Origin of the sequence: Streptococcus australis ATCC 700641, assembly GCF_000186465.1 — a bacterium.
Taxonomy (GTDB): Bacteria; Bacillota; Bacilli; order Lactobacillales; family Streptococcaceae; genus Streptococcus; species Streptococcus australis.
This window is the reverse complement of sequence record NZ_GL636091.1, coordinates 1,528,471-1,542,221: the sequence shown is the minus strand read 5'-3', so window position 1 is coordinate 1,542,221 and position 13,751 is coordinate 1,528,471. Positions and strand designations below refer to the sequence as shown.

Here is a 13,751-nt window from a genome sequence, read left to right as displayed (position 1 = left end):
ATAGTTTAAAACTATTCCTTTTGAGTAAGGAATTCATAAAGTTAGGAGAATCAAATGTCAGAAATTACCGTATCTCGTCAAACTGGCCTTGTAGGTGTATTAATGAAGGTAAACGTTTATATCAATGGAGAATGTGTTGCCAACTTAAGCAAAGACGAAACCGTTACACTACCGCTTCCTGAAGGGCTTGATATGGTTAAGCTCTACGTAGATCAAAGAGGAGCCTTCACACGTTCTAAGGAAGTGATCGTAAAAGCTGGTCAAACTGCTGTTATTAAAGCATCAGCTATGAAAACACTTCTAGGTATTTTCGGAAAAATCTTAGGTATTCCTTATCTCTCAATCGAAGTAACAGATTAAGAGAGTGGGATAGAAATCGGTAATTCGTTAGAATTCGATTTCGTCGTCCCACCTCCGCACAGCTTAGTAGAGCCCACTCAACCACTGCGTCTTGCTCGATAATCCAAAGACAATTGAGAGGCTAGGACTTTTGTCCCAGCCTCTTTTTTGTAATCTTTATTTCTTCTTGATTTGATGACGATGAACATGATAAACCATTAATCCGATTCCAAGGAGAACCAGGACTCCCAGTCCAATCATAGGATACAAAGGAAGCTTGTTGGTTTCTTTCAGTAGTGTTTCTGTATTGAGCTTGGTATCAATCGTATTAAAGCTATCTCCTGCTTTCTCAATGATATCCTGTTTTAGAGCTTTGAGGGACTTGACAAGGTTTTTATCAGAGCTTAGCTGACTATTAGAAAGCTTACTAGCAAAATCAACTAATTGTTTGGTTTGTTCATCCGTTATAGCGTCCTCTAGTTGGTAGTTTTTTAGAATCTTTGAAACCAGTTTTTGGAAATCTTTCTTCTCGAGCTTTTTGTCTTGATTGCTTCCTGTTAGCGCTGCGATTTTAAGATCGATGACAGCTACATTGAGTTTATCTTCATGAAAGTCTTTTTTACGGGCACTGTCTTTATAGATGGTTGCAAGCAGGGATAATTCTTCCTGAGCAAATGTTTTGTTTTCATCAGATATGGTGCTACCATTTTGCTCAAGGGAGTATGCTACCGCTGCAAGGGCACTCAGGCCTGATGCTTCTATTGGAGACGCAATCGTGATATCCGCATGCTCTAGCCCAAGAGTGGTCAGTGCATTGCGATGCATATCCGCTGTTACTTCTGTTATATTTTGAGGAGTGACAATGTGCACGCTAATAGGCGCTTTCTTGGCTTGTTTCTGTAGTTTAACGGAGGAATAATGATCTCCGTTCTCATCAATAGTAAAACTTGTATAAGCAGAAGGATTCATGGTTTTCCATTCCTTCTCCTTTTCTTCGTTATACATCAAGAGACTGAGGGTTTGCTTGACTTGAAATTCATCCAATGATGAGCCAATGACATAGTCAGGTTGGCTATATTTTTGATCAATGACTTTCTGAATGGTTGCGTCTGCAAAAACTGTTGAAGAGCTTGCAAGGAGTGCAAACCAGCTTGCGATAAAGAATCCAATAAATTTTCTGACTGGTTTCATACTTTCTCAATAACCCCTTCTAGAATACTAATACGTTTTCGGACAATAAAAAGGAAGCAGGTTTTATCCCTTTGCCTCCTTTTTAGTTTATCCTTTTTATCTTAAGACTGCCTTACAGCTTCTTTAAAAACAGATGACAGTTTTCTCCATAAAAAAACAAGGGATCCTTCCCTTGTTTAGAGTGATTGTTTGTATTAGAACCAGAAAAAGAGTTTCATGATGAACTGATTCATTTCAACGAGACGTGAATAATAATAATTTCCCCCATTAACGTAGAGCTCTGAGCCATGTAAAAATGAAATAGGATGGAGATAAAGATAGGTCTTACCAGTGACATTTCCAAGACTCGGTGCAACCACTTCTTTTGAGTATTTACGGGCTAATTCAAGACTATTTTTCCCGCCATTTTTAGCTACATATTCAATGTAATCTTGTCCAAAATTATAAGCCTGGACAGCAGTCCAACGATCAACACCCTTCTCCTTTGCTTTTCGCAGATTCTCAGAGAGGGTTTGAATCCCTTGCCGGATACTTTCTTTGTTATTGGTGATGGAATTTGTCTGGCCGGTTGCACTTTCACTGGCCTGCATGACATCATCTTCCTTGCCCTTGGTCTCTGTATAAATCATAGCAAGAATCAGGTCTTCATTCGTACCGGTATCTTCTTCAGCCAGTACTTCACGCACTAAGGTACGATAAGTCATGACCTGCTTGACATCCCGGTGTATCTGATAGCCCTTGTATATGAAAAAGACGAGCAAGAGGCAAAAGAAAACTTTTATTATTCGTTTCATCATTATTTATTCTGAATGTCCTCTATATTCTTGATGAGGATCGAGTAGGTCCCATTCTCATTCTGGATGAACTCTACTGATTCAGCATCTTCGTAAACATGGTTAGGGACCAAAAGCTCAATTCCGTTTGAAAGGGAGAGTTTTTGGTTTTCAAATTTTTTCAATTGGCGACTGGCATCAATCTCATCGAAGCGAACAGGGTCTGGAATAGTCTCTTTCACCTGATCGACAAAACTGAGTCGAGCCGTTAGGTTGTTATCAAACAAATCATTGGCTAATTTTTCAGGTGACAGTTCATTCTCTTCTTCCAATTGATTGAAAATAGCTGTTTTGACCTTGGATTGGAACTGAAAATCATCTTGTTGGAAATTCTCAGCAATCCGTTGGGCCGTTTTTTCGATTTCTTTGATCGATTTTTTAGGTGAAATCTTGGGTTGCTCCTGGAGGAGATTCTCAGAGAAATAGTTTAAGAAAGACCCATTGTACTTGATTCGTTTTTCAATCAAATGGTACTTGCGGCTTTGAAGATTGATCACCAAAGCTTCATCGGCACCCGTTCCGAAACCAGGTAGATTGTTTTGTGTCAGCTTGATTGGATTGTCTACTTCTCCCCCAAGATGGGTCAAGGTTTCCCGTAAGGCAATCCGAAGAAAGGCAAAGTGGTCGACTCCTTCTTTTGAGAATTGGATGAACACCAAATCGTTGGTCTTTTGATTCTCAGATACGATAAATTCTTCTTTCCAGCGGTTGGCTACGGCTACTGAAGTTTCTAGCAGATCATCCGTGATCATCTCAAGGAATGGATGATCTTCCTCAAAAATGCCGGTCTTGGCCTCATCAGAATAGACCCGTTCTATCTTTTTACGCAAGTATTCCTCAATTTTTGGTGTAATATTGAGGAATTTATCTGCTAAATAGAGTTCTGTATCATCTGGGCTGAATTGATGAATGATGGCTTTCTTTACGTAAATATCCATAAGATGGTTTAGTCCTCATAAAGTGGAAAGGCATCCGTCAAGGATTTGACTTGGCCACGCACTTCTTCTAATACAGTTGGGTTATCTGCGTTTTTCAAGGTTTTGATCATCAGTTCAGCCACAGTACGGCTTTCCTCTACACCAAAACCACGAGCGGTGATGGCTGCCGCCCCAATTCGAATCCCACTAGTCTTAAATGGAGACAAGGTTTCGTAAGGGATGGAGTTCTTATTGAGGGTAATGTTGACCTCGTCCAGTAAGTTTTGCGCCACTTTCCCATTTTCAACGACTTTAGTCACATCAACAAGGAAAAGGTGGTTCTCAGTTCCGCCTGAAATGACACGGAAATCAGGATCTTGTAAAAAGACATCAGCCATGGCCTGACTGTTTTTAATCACGTTACCGGCATATTCTTTAAAGGCTGGATCGAGGGCTTCTTTGAAAGCAACGGCTTTGGCTGCAACGACGTGCTCCAGTGGTCCTCCTTGGATACCAGGGAAGATGGCAGAATTGATCTTTTTCGCCAAGTCTTCATCATTTGTCAAAATCAAGCCGCCACGTGGGCCACGAAGAGTTTTGTGAGTCGTCGTAGTCGTGATATGAGCATAAGGAACTGGGCTTGGATGAAGACCTGCAGCGACCAACCCAGCTATATGGGCCATATCGACCATGAGTTTAGCCCCTACTGCATCTGCAATCTCACGGAATTTTGAGAAATCAATGATGTGAGAGTAGGCTGAAGCACCTGCTACAATCAACTTTGGCTTGACTTCTTGGGCTTGTTTTAAGATAGCGTCAAAATCTAAGAGTTCTGTTTCCGGATCTACGCTATAAGATACAAAGTTATAAGTTTGCCCTGAGAAGCTTACAGAAGCTCCGTGAGTCAAATGCCCACCTGCAGCCAGATCCATTCCCATAACAGTGTCTCCAGGCTCAATCAAAGCCATATAGGCAGCACAGTTGGCCTGACTACCTGAGTGGGGTTGAACATTGGCAAACTTAGCCCCAAAAATTTCCTTAGCGCGTTCGATGGCCAGGTTTTCGACGACGTCTACGACATCAGTCCCACCATAGTAACGACGACCCGGATAGCCTTCTGCGTATTTATTGGTCAGGATAGACCCTTGTGCCGCCATAACAGCCTTGGAGACCACGTTTTCAGAAGCGATCAACTCGATATTGTTTTGTTGGCGCTCTTCCTCTTTTGCAATCGCATCCCATAAAGCCGCATCATAGGCTTTGTAATCTTCTTTGTCAAAAATCATAGGTCTTCTCCTTAAATAAATTTTATAAAACGTTTTTGTAGCTTATCACAGCTATAACCGACATGTTCGTAGAAGGCGTGAGCTTCGGTGCGGTAATCTGCAGAATTCAAGCGAATAAAAGCGTACCCACGTTGATTGGCTTCTACTTCTAAACCTTGAAGCAAGGTTTTACCAATCCCTTTGCCTTGTTGATAGGGCAAAACGGCTAAGGCCAAAATATTAAAACCTGGATCCGAGTAAAGTGACTGGTAAATTTCTGCATGAACATAACCAAGCAGTTGTTGGGTCACGCTATCTTCAAACCCGATGAAAAAATGGTGAGCATCTTTAGTTAGTTTAGCTAGTTGCTGGGCTGTTTTCTCAGTAGAAAAAGAGTAGCCTAATGCTTGCTCGTTAATCTGACACAAAGCTTCCACATCTGTTAATAACAGGTTACGTAACATCTTCTTCCTCCTCGAAAGGAATCTCTGGTACACGCTGAAAAATCTCCGAACGTGTAATGGCCCCCTGACGCAAGATGCGAGCTTTAGGACCCGTGAGGTCAAGAATAGTTGAATCCTGCCCAGTTAGAAAGCTATCATCTTCAAGTCCTAAAACTCCATGGCCAAGTTCCTTAAGAATTTGCTGGCACTGGGTTCCACTAGCTTTCCCTGAGAGATTGGCAGAAGGTCCAATCAAGGGACCTGTTTTATGAATTAATTCCAACGTCTTTGGATGGGCTGGCATGCGAAAGCCAACCGTAGCCATTCCAGAATTGATCCAAGCTGGAACCTTTTCATTAGCCTCAAGGATGATGGTTAAAGGGCCTGGTAAAAAACTTGCGATTAGTTTTGATAGATAGGGTGGTTGATTCTTCGAATAAAATCGAATTCCCTCTTCACTGGAAATATTGAGGTTCATAGCCTTCTCGCGAGGGCGCTGCTTTAGAGCATAGACCTGATCAACCGCTGCTTTATCCAAGGCCTTGGCAAAGAGCCCATAGACAGTTTCAGTCGGTAAGACAACTGCATAACCAGCTTCTAATTCTTTCTCAAATAGATCCATTGTCCACCACCACCATTCTATCCTGTCCAAATTGGTCTTTCAGAACGCGAACTCGTTTGTTGGGAAAAGCCTCTTGAAAGAGCTCTTTTACTTTCTTACCTTGCTTATAACCGATTTCTAGATAGATTTTTCCATCTGGTGTTAATACATTCGGTGCTTGCTGAGCAATCTTTTCATAGATGGCATAGCCGTCTCTATCTGCAAAGAGAGCCAAGTGGGGTTCAGAGGCTAATACATTGGCTCCGACTTCTTCTAGATCATCCCGAGAGATATAGGGAGGGTTGGACACAATCAGGTCATAGGAACCTGCTATCTGGTCCAGAACGTCTGAAGTTTTGAAATCAACGACTGCTTCTAGCTGGTTAGCATTTTCCTGAGCAAGCTCCAAAGCCTCTTCTGACACATCACTAGCTTGAACCTGCCAGTTAAGTCTAGCAAGGGCTAAGCTAATGGCAATGGCACCACTTCCTGTTCCAATATCCAGAACTCGTAGGGGTTCCCCGTCGTTTTCTTCAAGAATGAGTGCAACCAATTCTTCCGTTTCAGGTCTAGGAATTAGCACTCGCTCATCAACTGTAAAAACATGGCCACAAAAGTCGGCGCTCCCAATAATATACTGGGCAGGGATGTGCTGTTTCAACTGCTCAAAGATGGAATCAAGTAAGGCCTGATCCTCTACTTCCACTTCTTTTTGCAAGGCAAGGACAAAGTCTGTAAAGGTCCAGTTTTTTAAAGCACGATATGCGAAGGAGAGGCTTTCTGCTTCCTCTCCAACGGCTATTAATGCTTCTTCATACTGGGCTAATAATGGTCCCAACAACATTATTTGTTCAACTCTTCTAGTTTTTGTGTTTGATCATACAAGACTAAAGCATCGACCACTTCATCTAATTTACCAGATAAGATGGTATCCAATTTTTGAAGGGTCAAGCCAATCCTGTGATCGGTCACACGGTTTTGAGGGAAGTTGTAAGTCCGGATCCGCTCTGAACGGTCACCAGTACCGATAGTAGACTTACGCTCAGCGTCCTGCTCGTCTTGGGCAATCTGAGCAAAGTGGTCAGCCACACGCGCACGGATGATCTTCATGGCTTTTTCACGGTTCTTCTGTTGCGTCCGTTCTTCCTGCATCTCTACCTTGATGTTAGTAGGTAAGTGGACGATACGAACGGCTGTTGCGACCTTGTTGACGTTCTGTCCACCCGCACCAGATGCGTGGTAGATATCGATCCGAAGGTCTTTTGGATCAATGTCGTATTCAACTTCTTCGATTTCTGGCATGACTAGAACGGTTGCTGTCGATGTATGGACACGACCTTGGCTTTCCGTCACAGGAACTCGTTGTACCCGGTGGGCACCTGATTCGTACTTAAGTTTTGAATAGACAGATTGACCAGATACCATGGCCACTACTTCTTTGATCCCGCCAACGCCATTGTAGGAAGCTTCCATGACTTCAAAGCGCCAGCCTTGACTTTCCGCGTATTTTTGATACATCTGCAAGAGGTCACCAGCAAACAACTGGGCTTCGTCTCCTCCTGCTGCTCCACGGATTTCCAAGATAATGTTCTTATCATCGTTTGGATCTTTTGGAAGAAGTAAGATCTTTAGTTTTTCTTCGTACTCTTCTTTTTCAGCCTTGGCGTCTTTGAGCTCTTGCTTGGCCATTTCTTCCAAATCTGAATCGCCGCCTGCTTCCTTGATCATTTCTTCAGCATCAACGATATTTTGAAGGACTTGTTTGTACTCTCGGTAGGCTGTCACCGTGTCACGAGTGGAAGCCTCTTCTTTTGAAAGCTCCATAAAGCGTTTGGTATCAGAGACCATATCTGGGTCACTCAATAACTCTCCTAACTCCTCGTATCGGTCTTCCACAGCTTGTAGTTGATCATAGATATTCATGTTTGCTCCTTAATTCTTGGTTGTTAGATCATAGATTGCTACAATTTCGTCTTCTATGACTTGGCCAGTTTCTTTAAATCCATAATGGAGATAACAAGATCTCGCATGTTTATTTTCTGGTTCATATGATAACCAAAGACTTGTTGCTTTTCCAGCTGGCTCTGTTCGAACAAAGTCAATGACTGCATCCATAGTTGGTTTAAAATAGCCTAAACCTTGAAATCGCTTATCTATCATAAAACGAAATAACAAGTAGTTCCCCTTGCTGATCCCAATTTTCTGGTCATAGGCAATCATAACAAAACCAACTAATACTTCCTTATCATAAATTGCTAAGGGAGCTATAAAATCACCATTTTTATCATATACATAGGCTTCAGCTAAACTAATGGAATTGGATGCAATAAAATTCCTTTGGTTTGGATGAACTTCTAGATTTAAAACGTCAAAATAATTCTCTATTGTAATATATTTTAAACAAATAGACATTTTTATCCTCTCTAAAACGTTCTAGACGCTTTCAGTTGGAATGTCCAGATTAAAATAATGTTTGCGGCAAACCGAGATATAGGTCTCATGCCCACCAATCTGGATTTGCTCTCCATCATAGACAGGTTTCCCGGCTTGCGTGCGCAAGACCATGGTCGCTTTTCGAGAACAGTATTGGCAGATAGTCTTGATTTCCTCGATCTTGTCCGCTAGCAACAGCAAATGTTCAGAACCCTCAAAGAGTTCGTTTCGGAAATCATTTTTGAGGCCAAAAGCCATGACAGGCACATCTAGTTCATCGACGACTCTGGCAAGATCATAGACGTGGTGACGTTTCAAAAACTGAGCTTCATCGATTAAGACACAGTAGGGTTTCTCTTCCAAACTTTGGATATAACCGAAGATATCTGTCTCGTCTTCAATTGCGATGGCTTCCCGTTTCATACCAATCCGGCTAGAAACAACTCCAAATCCATCGCGCGTATCGATCGCAGAGGTCATGATGACCACGCTTTTACCTTGCTCTTCATAATTATGGGCCACCTTCAAAATTTCGATGGTCTTCCCCGAGTTCATCGTCCCATATTTATAATATAATTGTGCCATTTTCCTTCTGATCTCTCTAAAATGTGTTTCATTATATTATAACACGGGCCGTAAATTAGGGCAACTTATAGAAAGACTCTCCATTGTATGGGAAGCTTTCTCAGGAAGATGATTCGGAATCCTATAGAGCCTTCATTTCTCTTGTTCAATCACGCAAAAATTTAACTTGGTTGCCACATATTTTTCCTAATTTGAGAATAAAAAAAGCGTCTATCATTTCCCTGACAAAATGACAAACGCATGGTGAGAGACCACTTCTCACAAATTAATTATACCATAATTCCTGAAGCTATGTAAGTAGGTAGTACTAAATATTGGTAAAAAATTTTTATATGGTTATTGAATCTATACTAGTAGCATCTACATAGACTCCTCCTTTTTATGTAAAATGTGATAAAATAAGATTAAGATTTATGAAGGAGGTGATGCAATGCCATTTGTACGTATTGATTTATTCGAAGGGCGCACCTTGGAACAAAAGAAAGCTTTGGCCAAGGAAGTAACCGAGGCTGTCGTTCGGAATACAGGTGCTCCCCAATCTGCAGTTCATGTCATTATCAATGATATGCCTGAAGGAACCTATTTCCCCCAAGGTGAAATGCGCACTAAATAAACAAAACAACCAGAAGCGCATTCTGGTTGTTTTTGTTTTTAAGAAATTTGGTATTTCTTTTGAATCTGCCATAGTCGCATTTGGTAACAAATACCACTAACGACAATGCTCGAAATTAAACCAATCCAGTAGGCGTACGGACCTAAGTTAGTGACATGATCTAAAAAGATCCCCAAGGGAATAGAGACACACCAGTAACTAAAGACACCAAGTAGGAAGGGAACGGTAGTGTCCTTGTAACCCCGAAGAATCCCTTGAATCGGTGCTGCGACCGTATCCGCTATTTGGAAAAGGAGGCTATAGGTCATGAAAATGGCTGTCTGATGAATAAATTTTGAGTCAGTTCCATAGAGTCCTGCCACTTGATAGCGATATAAATAAAGAAAAGAAAGGGTAAAAAAGGCAAACCCAAAGGCTGTCCATCGTCCAATCCTGCAATATTGACGAACGACATCGGGACGACCAGCCCCAATCTCGTAGGATACAATAATAGCCATGGTATTGGAGATGCTAGCTGGAAAAGCGTACATGAGAGTTGAAAAATTCATGGCCGACTGGTGACTGGCAATAGTCATAGATGGGAATTTAGCCATGAGCAAGCCGACTAAAGAAAAAATAATCACTTCAGCAAACACAATTCCACCAATCGGTAAGCCCAATCGAATCGTCTCTTTCATCTCTTTGAGATTGAGAGGTTGAATCTTCCATAGTTGGTAGATAGCTACTTTAGGGTGCTTAAAGAGGATCAAAAAAGCAATGATGAGAAGGACCCAGTAGGCCAAGGATGTCCCTAGTCCCGCTCCTGCTCCTCCTAGCTCAGGTAGTCCAAAAGCACCATAGATCAACATGTAGTTAAAACTAGCATTCAAAGGCAATAAGAGGAGCATGAGGTACATGGATAAGCGAGTGAGGCCCAAGGTATCCAGCAAGGAACGGACCACACTAAAGAGTAAGAGGGGCAAAATTCCTAGAGAGAGAAAGGCTAAATAATGGGTCGCAATCCCAGCTACGACACTTTCTAAACCAATTTTTCTTAGGACAATCGGTGCAATCAGCAAGACAAAAGCGATCAAGAGGACAGCCATCATAAAAGAGAGATAAATGAATTGATAAAAATCAGAAGCAATTCGTTTTTTATTGCCCTGCCCTAAATGATGACCGATAATTGGTGTTAAAGCTGACACAATCCCTGTTAAAAAGGTAAAAAAGGGATTCCAAAGACTTGTGGCAGTCGAGACTCCAGCTAAGTCTAAGGTATTGTATTGTCCCGTCATGGCTGTATCCACAAAACTAGCAGAGTAGTTGGCAAGTTGATAGACCAGGAGAGGGATAAATAGACTGATAAACAAGCGCAAGCGCTCTTTAAAATGATGGGTTAGATACATGGTAGGACTCTCTTCTTATCATGGTGAAATTTTCTCTTACCACTCTACTATATGTCTCCTTAAATGTCAAAAAAATTAAAAAACTGAAGATCTAACGGATCCTCAGTTTTTTTAGATTATTTTTTATTATGGTTCAAGATGGCGTTCAGAATGATAGCCAAGACACTGGCAACAACAATTCCGTTTGCAAAGAACATTTTAAAGGCGCTTGGTAGGCCATTAAAGAGGGTACTGTTGTTCAATCCTACCCCTGCTGCGATCGATACAGCTGCGATGAGGAAATTGTGCTCATTGTGTTCAAAATCGACACGAGCCAGAATCTGCATCCCCTGAATAGATACAAAACCAAACATAACCAGCATGGCTCCACCAAGTACTGGACTTGGAATGATTTGTGCCAAAGCTCCAAACTTAGGAAGGAGACCAAGGAGAACGAGGAAACCAGCTGCATAGTAGATTGGAAGACGAGTCTTGATACCAGACAATTTCACCAAGCCTACGTTTTGTGAGAATCCAGTGTAAGGGAAGGTATTGAAGATACCACCGAGAAGTACGGCCAACCCTTCAGCGCGGTAGCCATTACGGAGGCGCGTGCTATCAATTGGATCTTTTGTAATATCCGAAAGTGCAAGATAAACACCAGTCGATTCCACCATTGAAACAGTTGCGATGATACACATCATAACGATTGAGGTGATTTCAAACTTAGGAGCTCCAAAGAAGAACGGTGTTGGAACATGAAGAATAGGGGCCTGATCCACGGGCGTGAAGTCCACCAAGCCCATAGAAGCTGCAATAGCTGTCCCAACGATCAACCCAATCAAAATAGAGATGGATTTGATAAAGCCTGTCGTATAGATATTAACCACGAGAATGATGAGAATGGTAATCACGGCCAAAAACAAACTTTGAACCGTTGGTTCTGCTGCATTGTTTCCCATGTTCCCAATCGCAACTGGAATCAAGGTCAAACCGATTGTGGTAATGACAGATCCTGTCACAATAGATGGGAAGAGGTTGGCAATTTTAGAGAAGAAACCTGAGACCAGAACGACGTAAATCCCGGAAACAATCAAGGCTCCAAACATAGCCCCACTACCATGGCTAGCCCCAATCATGCTAAGAGGTGCCACGGACTGGAAGGCCACCCCGAGGACGACCGGTAGACCAATCCCAAAATATTTGTTTAACTGCAATTGCAGGAAGGTGGCTACCCCACACATAAAGATATCTGTAGAGATCAGATAGGTTAGTTGGTGGGCATTATAGCCCAAAGCGCCCGCAATCATAATCGGTACTAAAATAGAACCCGAATACATGGCCAATAGGTGCTGCAAGCCTAGAATGGCTGCCTGTGAATGATTTTCTTGCTTTTGCATTAGATGTCTGCCTCCTTGAATACAACTTGACCATTTTCAAAACGGTCCAAACGAGCTAGGGATACAACAGGGTAGCCGAGTTCTTCTAACAGTCCACGGCCTTCTTGGAAGGATTTTTCAATGACGATTCCAACTGCTTCTACACGTGCCCCAGCTTGTTCGATAATCTGGATCAAGCCTTTAGCAGCTTGGCCATTTGCTAGAAAGTCATCAATGATCAAGATGCGATCATCTGGTGATAAAAACTTGCCAGCAATGGAAACGGTACTGGTCACTTGCTTGGTAAAGGAATAGACTTCTGCTGTCAAAATCCCTTCATTCATGGTAATATTCTTGGCTTTTTTAGCGAAGATCATAGGAAGTTCCAAAGCTTCTGCCACATAGAGGGCAGGAGCGATTCCGGAAGCTTCGATGGTGACAACTTTAGTCAGTCCAGCATCTTTAAATCGATTCGCAAAAGCCTTCCCAACTTCTTTCATCAACTGGTAATCCACTTGGTGGGTCAAGAAGGAATCGACCTTGAGGATATTCTCTCCCAGGACATTTCCGTCTTTCAATATGCGTTCTTCTAATAATTTCATGTTTTCTCCTAAACAGTTTGGAACAAAAAATAGAGACTTACCAAGTAAGCCTCTACAGAATCCAAGTATTCCTGGATCAATCTAAGACTTACTTATTGTTAGGTGTTCCGGCACCTTGTAGAGACCTTGCGCCAATCCGCAAGATAAATAAGTAATTGTAGTTTTAATGAGAGTCACCATTCCAGATAGAATTCTTTACGATGACATAATCGACATGCTTGAGATCAGCAACCTTGCGACCTCCAGCATAGGAAATAGAACTTTGCAAGTCTTGCTCCATCTCCGTCAAGGTATCTTGCAGGTGACCTTTGGCTGGTAGGAGGATTTTCTTACCTTCAACATTTTTATAGGCCCCTTTTTGGTACTCAGAAGCAGATCCATAATACTCTTTGAAGGATTCCCCATCGACTTCAACGGTTTTCCCTGGGCTTTCAATGTGGCCTGCAAAGAGTGAGCCAATCATGACCATGCTGGCACCAAAACGAATGGATTTAGCAATATCTCCGTGCGTCCGAATCCCCCCGTCCGCAATAATCGGCTTGCGAGCTGCTTTTGAACACCAACGAAGGGCTGCTAACTGCCAACCGCCAGTACCAAAGCCAGTCTTCACTTTGGTGATGCAGACCTTACCAGGACCGATCCCGACCTTGGTAGCATCCGCTCCAGCATTTTCCAACTCACGAACGGCCTCAGGTGTTCCGACATTTCCTGCGATGACAAAGGTATCTGGCAACTCCTTCTTGATATGCTGGATCATTTGGATGACACTATCTGAGTGACCGTGAGCGATATCGATGGTGATGTATTCAGGGGCATCGTCCTTGAGTTGAGTCACAAAGTCGTACTCATAGTCTTTTACTCCAACTGAGATAGAAGCGATTAATCCCTGATCGTGCATACGTTTGATAAAGGGAATACGTCCATCTTCGTCAAAGCGGTGCATAATGTAAAAATAGCCCCCTTTAGCCAGTTGCTCAGCTACGTCCTCATCTAGGATGGTCTGCATGTTGGCAGGTACGACTGGCAACTTGAAAGTGTGCTTACCAAACTGAACTGTGGTGTCAGCTTCTGCACGACTTTTGATAATGCACTTGTTAGGGATTAATTGAATATCTTCGTAATCAAAGATTGGAAATTCGTTTAACATACGGATTGAAATCTCGTTTCTAAATTTTAAATCGTGATA

General features: G+C 42.3%; 16 protein-coding genes and 1 riboswitch. Of the genes, 2 read left to right on the top strand and 14 right to left on the bottom strand.

Annotated elements, in window-relative coordinates:
• The first annotated feature begins 54 nt into the window (after positions 1-54).
• Positions 55-360: a hypothetical protein gene (locus HMPREF9421_RS07170; protein ID WP_006596352.1), complete on the top strand. Its 306-nt coding sequence runs from the start codon at positions 55-57 to the stop codon at positions 358-360.
• Positions 361-516: 156 nt separating this feature from the next.
• On the opposite strand, the gene HMPREF9421_RS07165 is transcribed toward HMPREF9421_RS07170, so the two are convergent.
• From HMPREF9421_RS07165 to HMPREF9421_RS07120, 10 genes are all read right to left on the bottom strand, one after another.
• Positions 517-1,530, bottom strand: a complete 1,014-nt coding sequence (locus HMPREF9421_RS07165) for a DUF1002 domain-containing protein (protein WP_006596351.1) — start codon at positions 1,528-1,530, stop codon at positions 517-519.
• A 194-nt stretch (positions 1,531-1,724) separates the two neighbouring features.
• A complete protein-coding gene (locus tag HMPREF9421_RS07160) occupies positions 1,725-2,327 on the bottom strand; it encodes a lysozyme family protein (protein ID WP_006596350.1) in 603 nt (200 codons plus the stop codon).
• Positions 2,327-3,301: a nucleoid-associated protein gene (locus HMPREF9421_RS07155; protein ID WP_006596349.1), complete on the bottom strand. Its 975-nt coding sequence runs from the start codon at positions 3,299-3,301 to the stop codon at positions 2,327-2,329. Before HMPREF9421_RS07155 ends, HMPREF9421_RS07160 begins: the two co-directional genes overlap by 1 nt.
• Before the next feature lie 8 nt (positions 3,302-3,309).
• A complete protein-coding gene (gene glyA / locus HMPREF9421_RS07150) occupies positions 3,310-4,566 on the bottom strand; it encodes a serine hydroxymethyltransferase (RefSeq protein ID WP_006596348.1) in 1,257 nt (418 codons plus the stop codon).
• A gap of 11 nt (positions 4,567-4,577) precedes the next feature.
• The gene (locus HMPREF9421_RS07145) at positions 4,578-5,009 is read right to left on the bottom strand and encodes a GNAT family N-acetyltransferase (RefSeq protein WP_006596347.1); all 432 of its coding nucleotides are present in this window, start codon (positions 5,007-5,009) and stop codon (positions 4,578-4,580) included.
• A complete protein-coding gene (locus tag HMPREF9421_RS07140; RefSeq protein WP_006596346.1) occupies positions 4,999-5,610 on the bottom strand; it encodes an L-threonylcarbamoyladenylate synthase in 612 nt (203 codons plus the stop codon). The genes HMPREF9421_RS07145 and HMPREF9421_RS07140 overlap by 11 nt, the downstream gene beginning before the upstream one ends.
• Positions 5,597-6,433, bottom strand: a complete 837-nt coding sequence (gene prmC, locus HMPREF9421_RS07135) for a peptide chain release factor N(5)-glutamine methyltransferase (RefSeq protein ID WP_006596345.1) — start codon at positions 6,431-6,433, stop codon at positions 5,597-5,599. Before prmC ends, HMPREF9421_RS07140 begins: the two co-directional genes overlap by 14 nt.
• A complete protein-coding gene (gene prfA, locus HMPREF9421_RS07130; protein ID WP_006596344.1) occupies positions 6,433-7,512 on the bottom strand; it encodes a peptide chain release factor 1 in 1,080 nt (359 codons plus the stop codon). The genes prmC and prfA overlap by 1 nt, the downstream gene beginning before the upstream one ends.
• A gap of 9 nt (positions 7,513-7,521) precedes the next feature.
• Positions 7,522-8,001, bottom strand: coding sequence for a GNAT family N-acetyltransferase (locus tag HMPREF9421_RS07125; RefSeq protein WP_006596343.1), 480 nt, complete (start codon positions 7,999-8,001; stop codon positions 7,522-7,524).
• A gap of 21 nt (positions 8,002-8,022) precedes the next feature.
• Positions 8,023-8,607: a thymidine kinase gene (locus tag HMPREF9421_RS07120; protein ID WP_006596342.1), complete on the bottom strand. Its 585-nt coding sequence runs from the start codon at positions 8,605-8,607 to the stop codon at positions 8,023-8,025.
• 430 nt (positions 8,608-9,037) lie between these two features.
• On the opposite strand from HMPREF9421_RS07120, the gene HMPREF9421_RS07115 reads away from it, so the two are divergent.
• Positions 9,038-9,220, top strand: coding sequence for a 4-oxalocrotonate tautomerase (locus tag HMPREF9421_RS07115; RefSeq protein ID WP_001117401.1), 183 nt, complete (start codon positions 9,038-9,040; stop codon positions 9,218-9,220).
• A gap of 38 nt (positions 9,221-9,258) precedes the next feature.
• Here the strand turns inward: HMPREF9421_RS07115 and HMPREF9421_RS07110 are convergent, their stop codons facing one another.
• From HMPREF9421_RS07110 to guaC, 4 genes are all read right to left on the bottom strand, one after another.
• Positions 9,259-10,605 (bottom strand): MATE family efflux transporter, encoded by a 1,347-nt coding sequence (locus HMPREF9421_RS07110; protein ID WP_006596341.1) that lies wholly within the window; start codon positions 10,603-10,605, stop codon positions 9,259-9,261.
• Between the two features lie 116 nt (positions 10,606-10,721).
• The gene (locus tag HMPREF9421_RS07105; RefSeq protein ID WP_006596340.1) at positions 10,722-11,984 is read right to left on the bottom strand and encodes a nucleobase:cation symporter-2 family protein; all 1,263 of its coding nucleotides are present in this window, start codon (positions 11,982-11,984) and stop codon (positions 10,722-10,724) included.
• A complete protein-coding gene (locus HMPREF9421_RS07100) occupies positions 11,984-12,565 on the bottom strand; it encodes a xanthine phosphoribosyltransferase (RefSeq protein WP_006596339.1) in 582 nt (193 codons plus the stop codon). Before HMPREF9421_RS07100 ends, HMPREF9421_RS07105 begins: the two co-directional genes overlap by 1 nt.
• A gap of 75 nt (positions 12,566-12,640) precedes the next feature.
• Positions 12,641-12,736, bottom strand: a riboswitch (purine riboswitch).
• Entirely contained in the window at positions 12,729-13,712 is a 984-nt protein-coding gene (gene guaC / locus HMPREF9421_RS07095) for a GMP reductase (protein WP_040803046.1), read from the bottom strand. It overlaps the preceding riboswitch by 8 nt.
• Positions 13,713-13,751 lie beyond the last annotated feature (39 nt).

What these genes read in the sequence shown, in the direction of transcription:
- glyA (WP_006596348.1), bottom strand. Translation starts at nt 4,566, where the DNA reads ATGATTTTTGACAAAGAAGATTACAAAGCCTATGATGCGGCTTTATGG.
- HMPREF9421_RS07170 (WP_006596352.1), top strand. Translation starts at nt 55, where the DNA reads ATGTCAGAAATTACCGTATCTCGTCAAACTGGCCTTGTAGGTGTATTA.
- HMPREF9421_RS07105 (WP_006596340.1), bottom strand. Translation starts at nt 11,984, where the DNA reads ATGCAAAAGCAAGAAAATCATTCACAGGCAGCCATTCTAGGCTTGCAG.
- HMPREF9421_RS07120 (WP_006596342.1), bottom strand. Translation starts at nt 8,607, where the DNA reads ATGGCACAATTATATTATAAATATGGGACGATGAACTCGGGGAAGACC.
- HMPREF9421_RS07115 (WP_001117401.1), top strand. Translation starts at nt 9,038, where the DNA reads ATGCCATTTGTACGTATTGATTTATTCGAAGGGCGCACCTTGGAACAA.
- HMPREF9421_RS07100 (WP_006596339.1), bottom strand. Translation starts at nt 12,565, where the DNA reads ATGAAATTATTAGAAGAACGCATATTGAAAGACGGAAATGTCCTGGGA.
- prfA (WP_006596344.1), bottom strand. Translation starts at nt 7,512, where the DNA reads ATGAATATCTATGATCAACTACAAGCTGTGGAAGACCGATACGAGGAG.
- HMPREF9421_RS07165 (WP_006596351.1), bottom strand. Translation starts at nt 1,530, where the DNA reads ATGAAACCAGTCAGAAAATTTATTGGATTCTTTATCGCAAGCTGGTTT.
- HMPREF9421_RS07140 (WP_006596346.1), bottom strand. Translation starts at nt 5,610, where the DNA reads ATGGATCTATTTGAGAAAGAATTAGAAGCTGGTTATGCAGTTGTCTTA.
- HMPREF9421_RS07155 (WP_006596349.1), bottom strand. Translation starts at nt 3,301, where the DNA reads ATGGATATTTACGTAAAGAAAGCCATCATTCATCAATTCAGCCCAGAT.
- guaC (WP_040803046.1), bottom strand. Translation starts at nt 13,712, where the DNA reads ATGTTAAACGAATTTCCAATCTTTGATTACGAAGATATTCAATTAATC.
- HMPREF9421_RS07160 (WP_006596350.1), bottom strand. Translation starts at nt 2,327, where the DNA reads ATGATGAAACGAATAATAAAAGTTTTCTTTTGCCTCTTGCTCGTCTTT.
- prmC (WP_006596345.1), bottom strand. Translation starts at nt 6,433, where the DNA reads ATGTTGTTGGGACCATTATTAGCCCAGTATGAAGAAGCATTAATAGCC.
- HMPREF9421_RS07145 (WP_006596347.1), bottom strand. Translation starts at nt 5,009, where the DNA reads ATGTTACGTAACCTGTTATTAACAGATGTGGAAGCTTTGTGTCAGATT.
- HMPREF9421_RS07110 (WP_006596341.1), bottom strand. Translation starts at nt 10,605, where the DNA reads ATGTATCTAACCCATCATTTTAAAGAGCGCTTGCGCTTGTTTATCAGT.
- HMPREF9421_RS07125 (WP_006596343.1), bottom strand. Translation starts at nt 8,001, where the DNA reads ATGTCTATTTGTTTAAAATATATTACAATAGAGAATTATTTTGACGTT.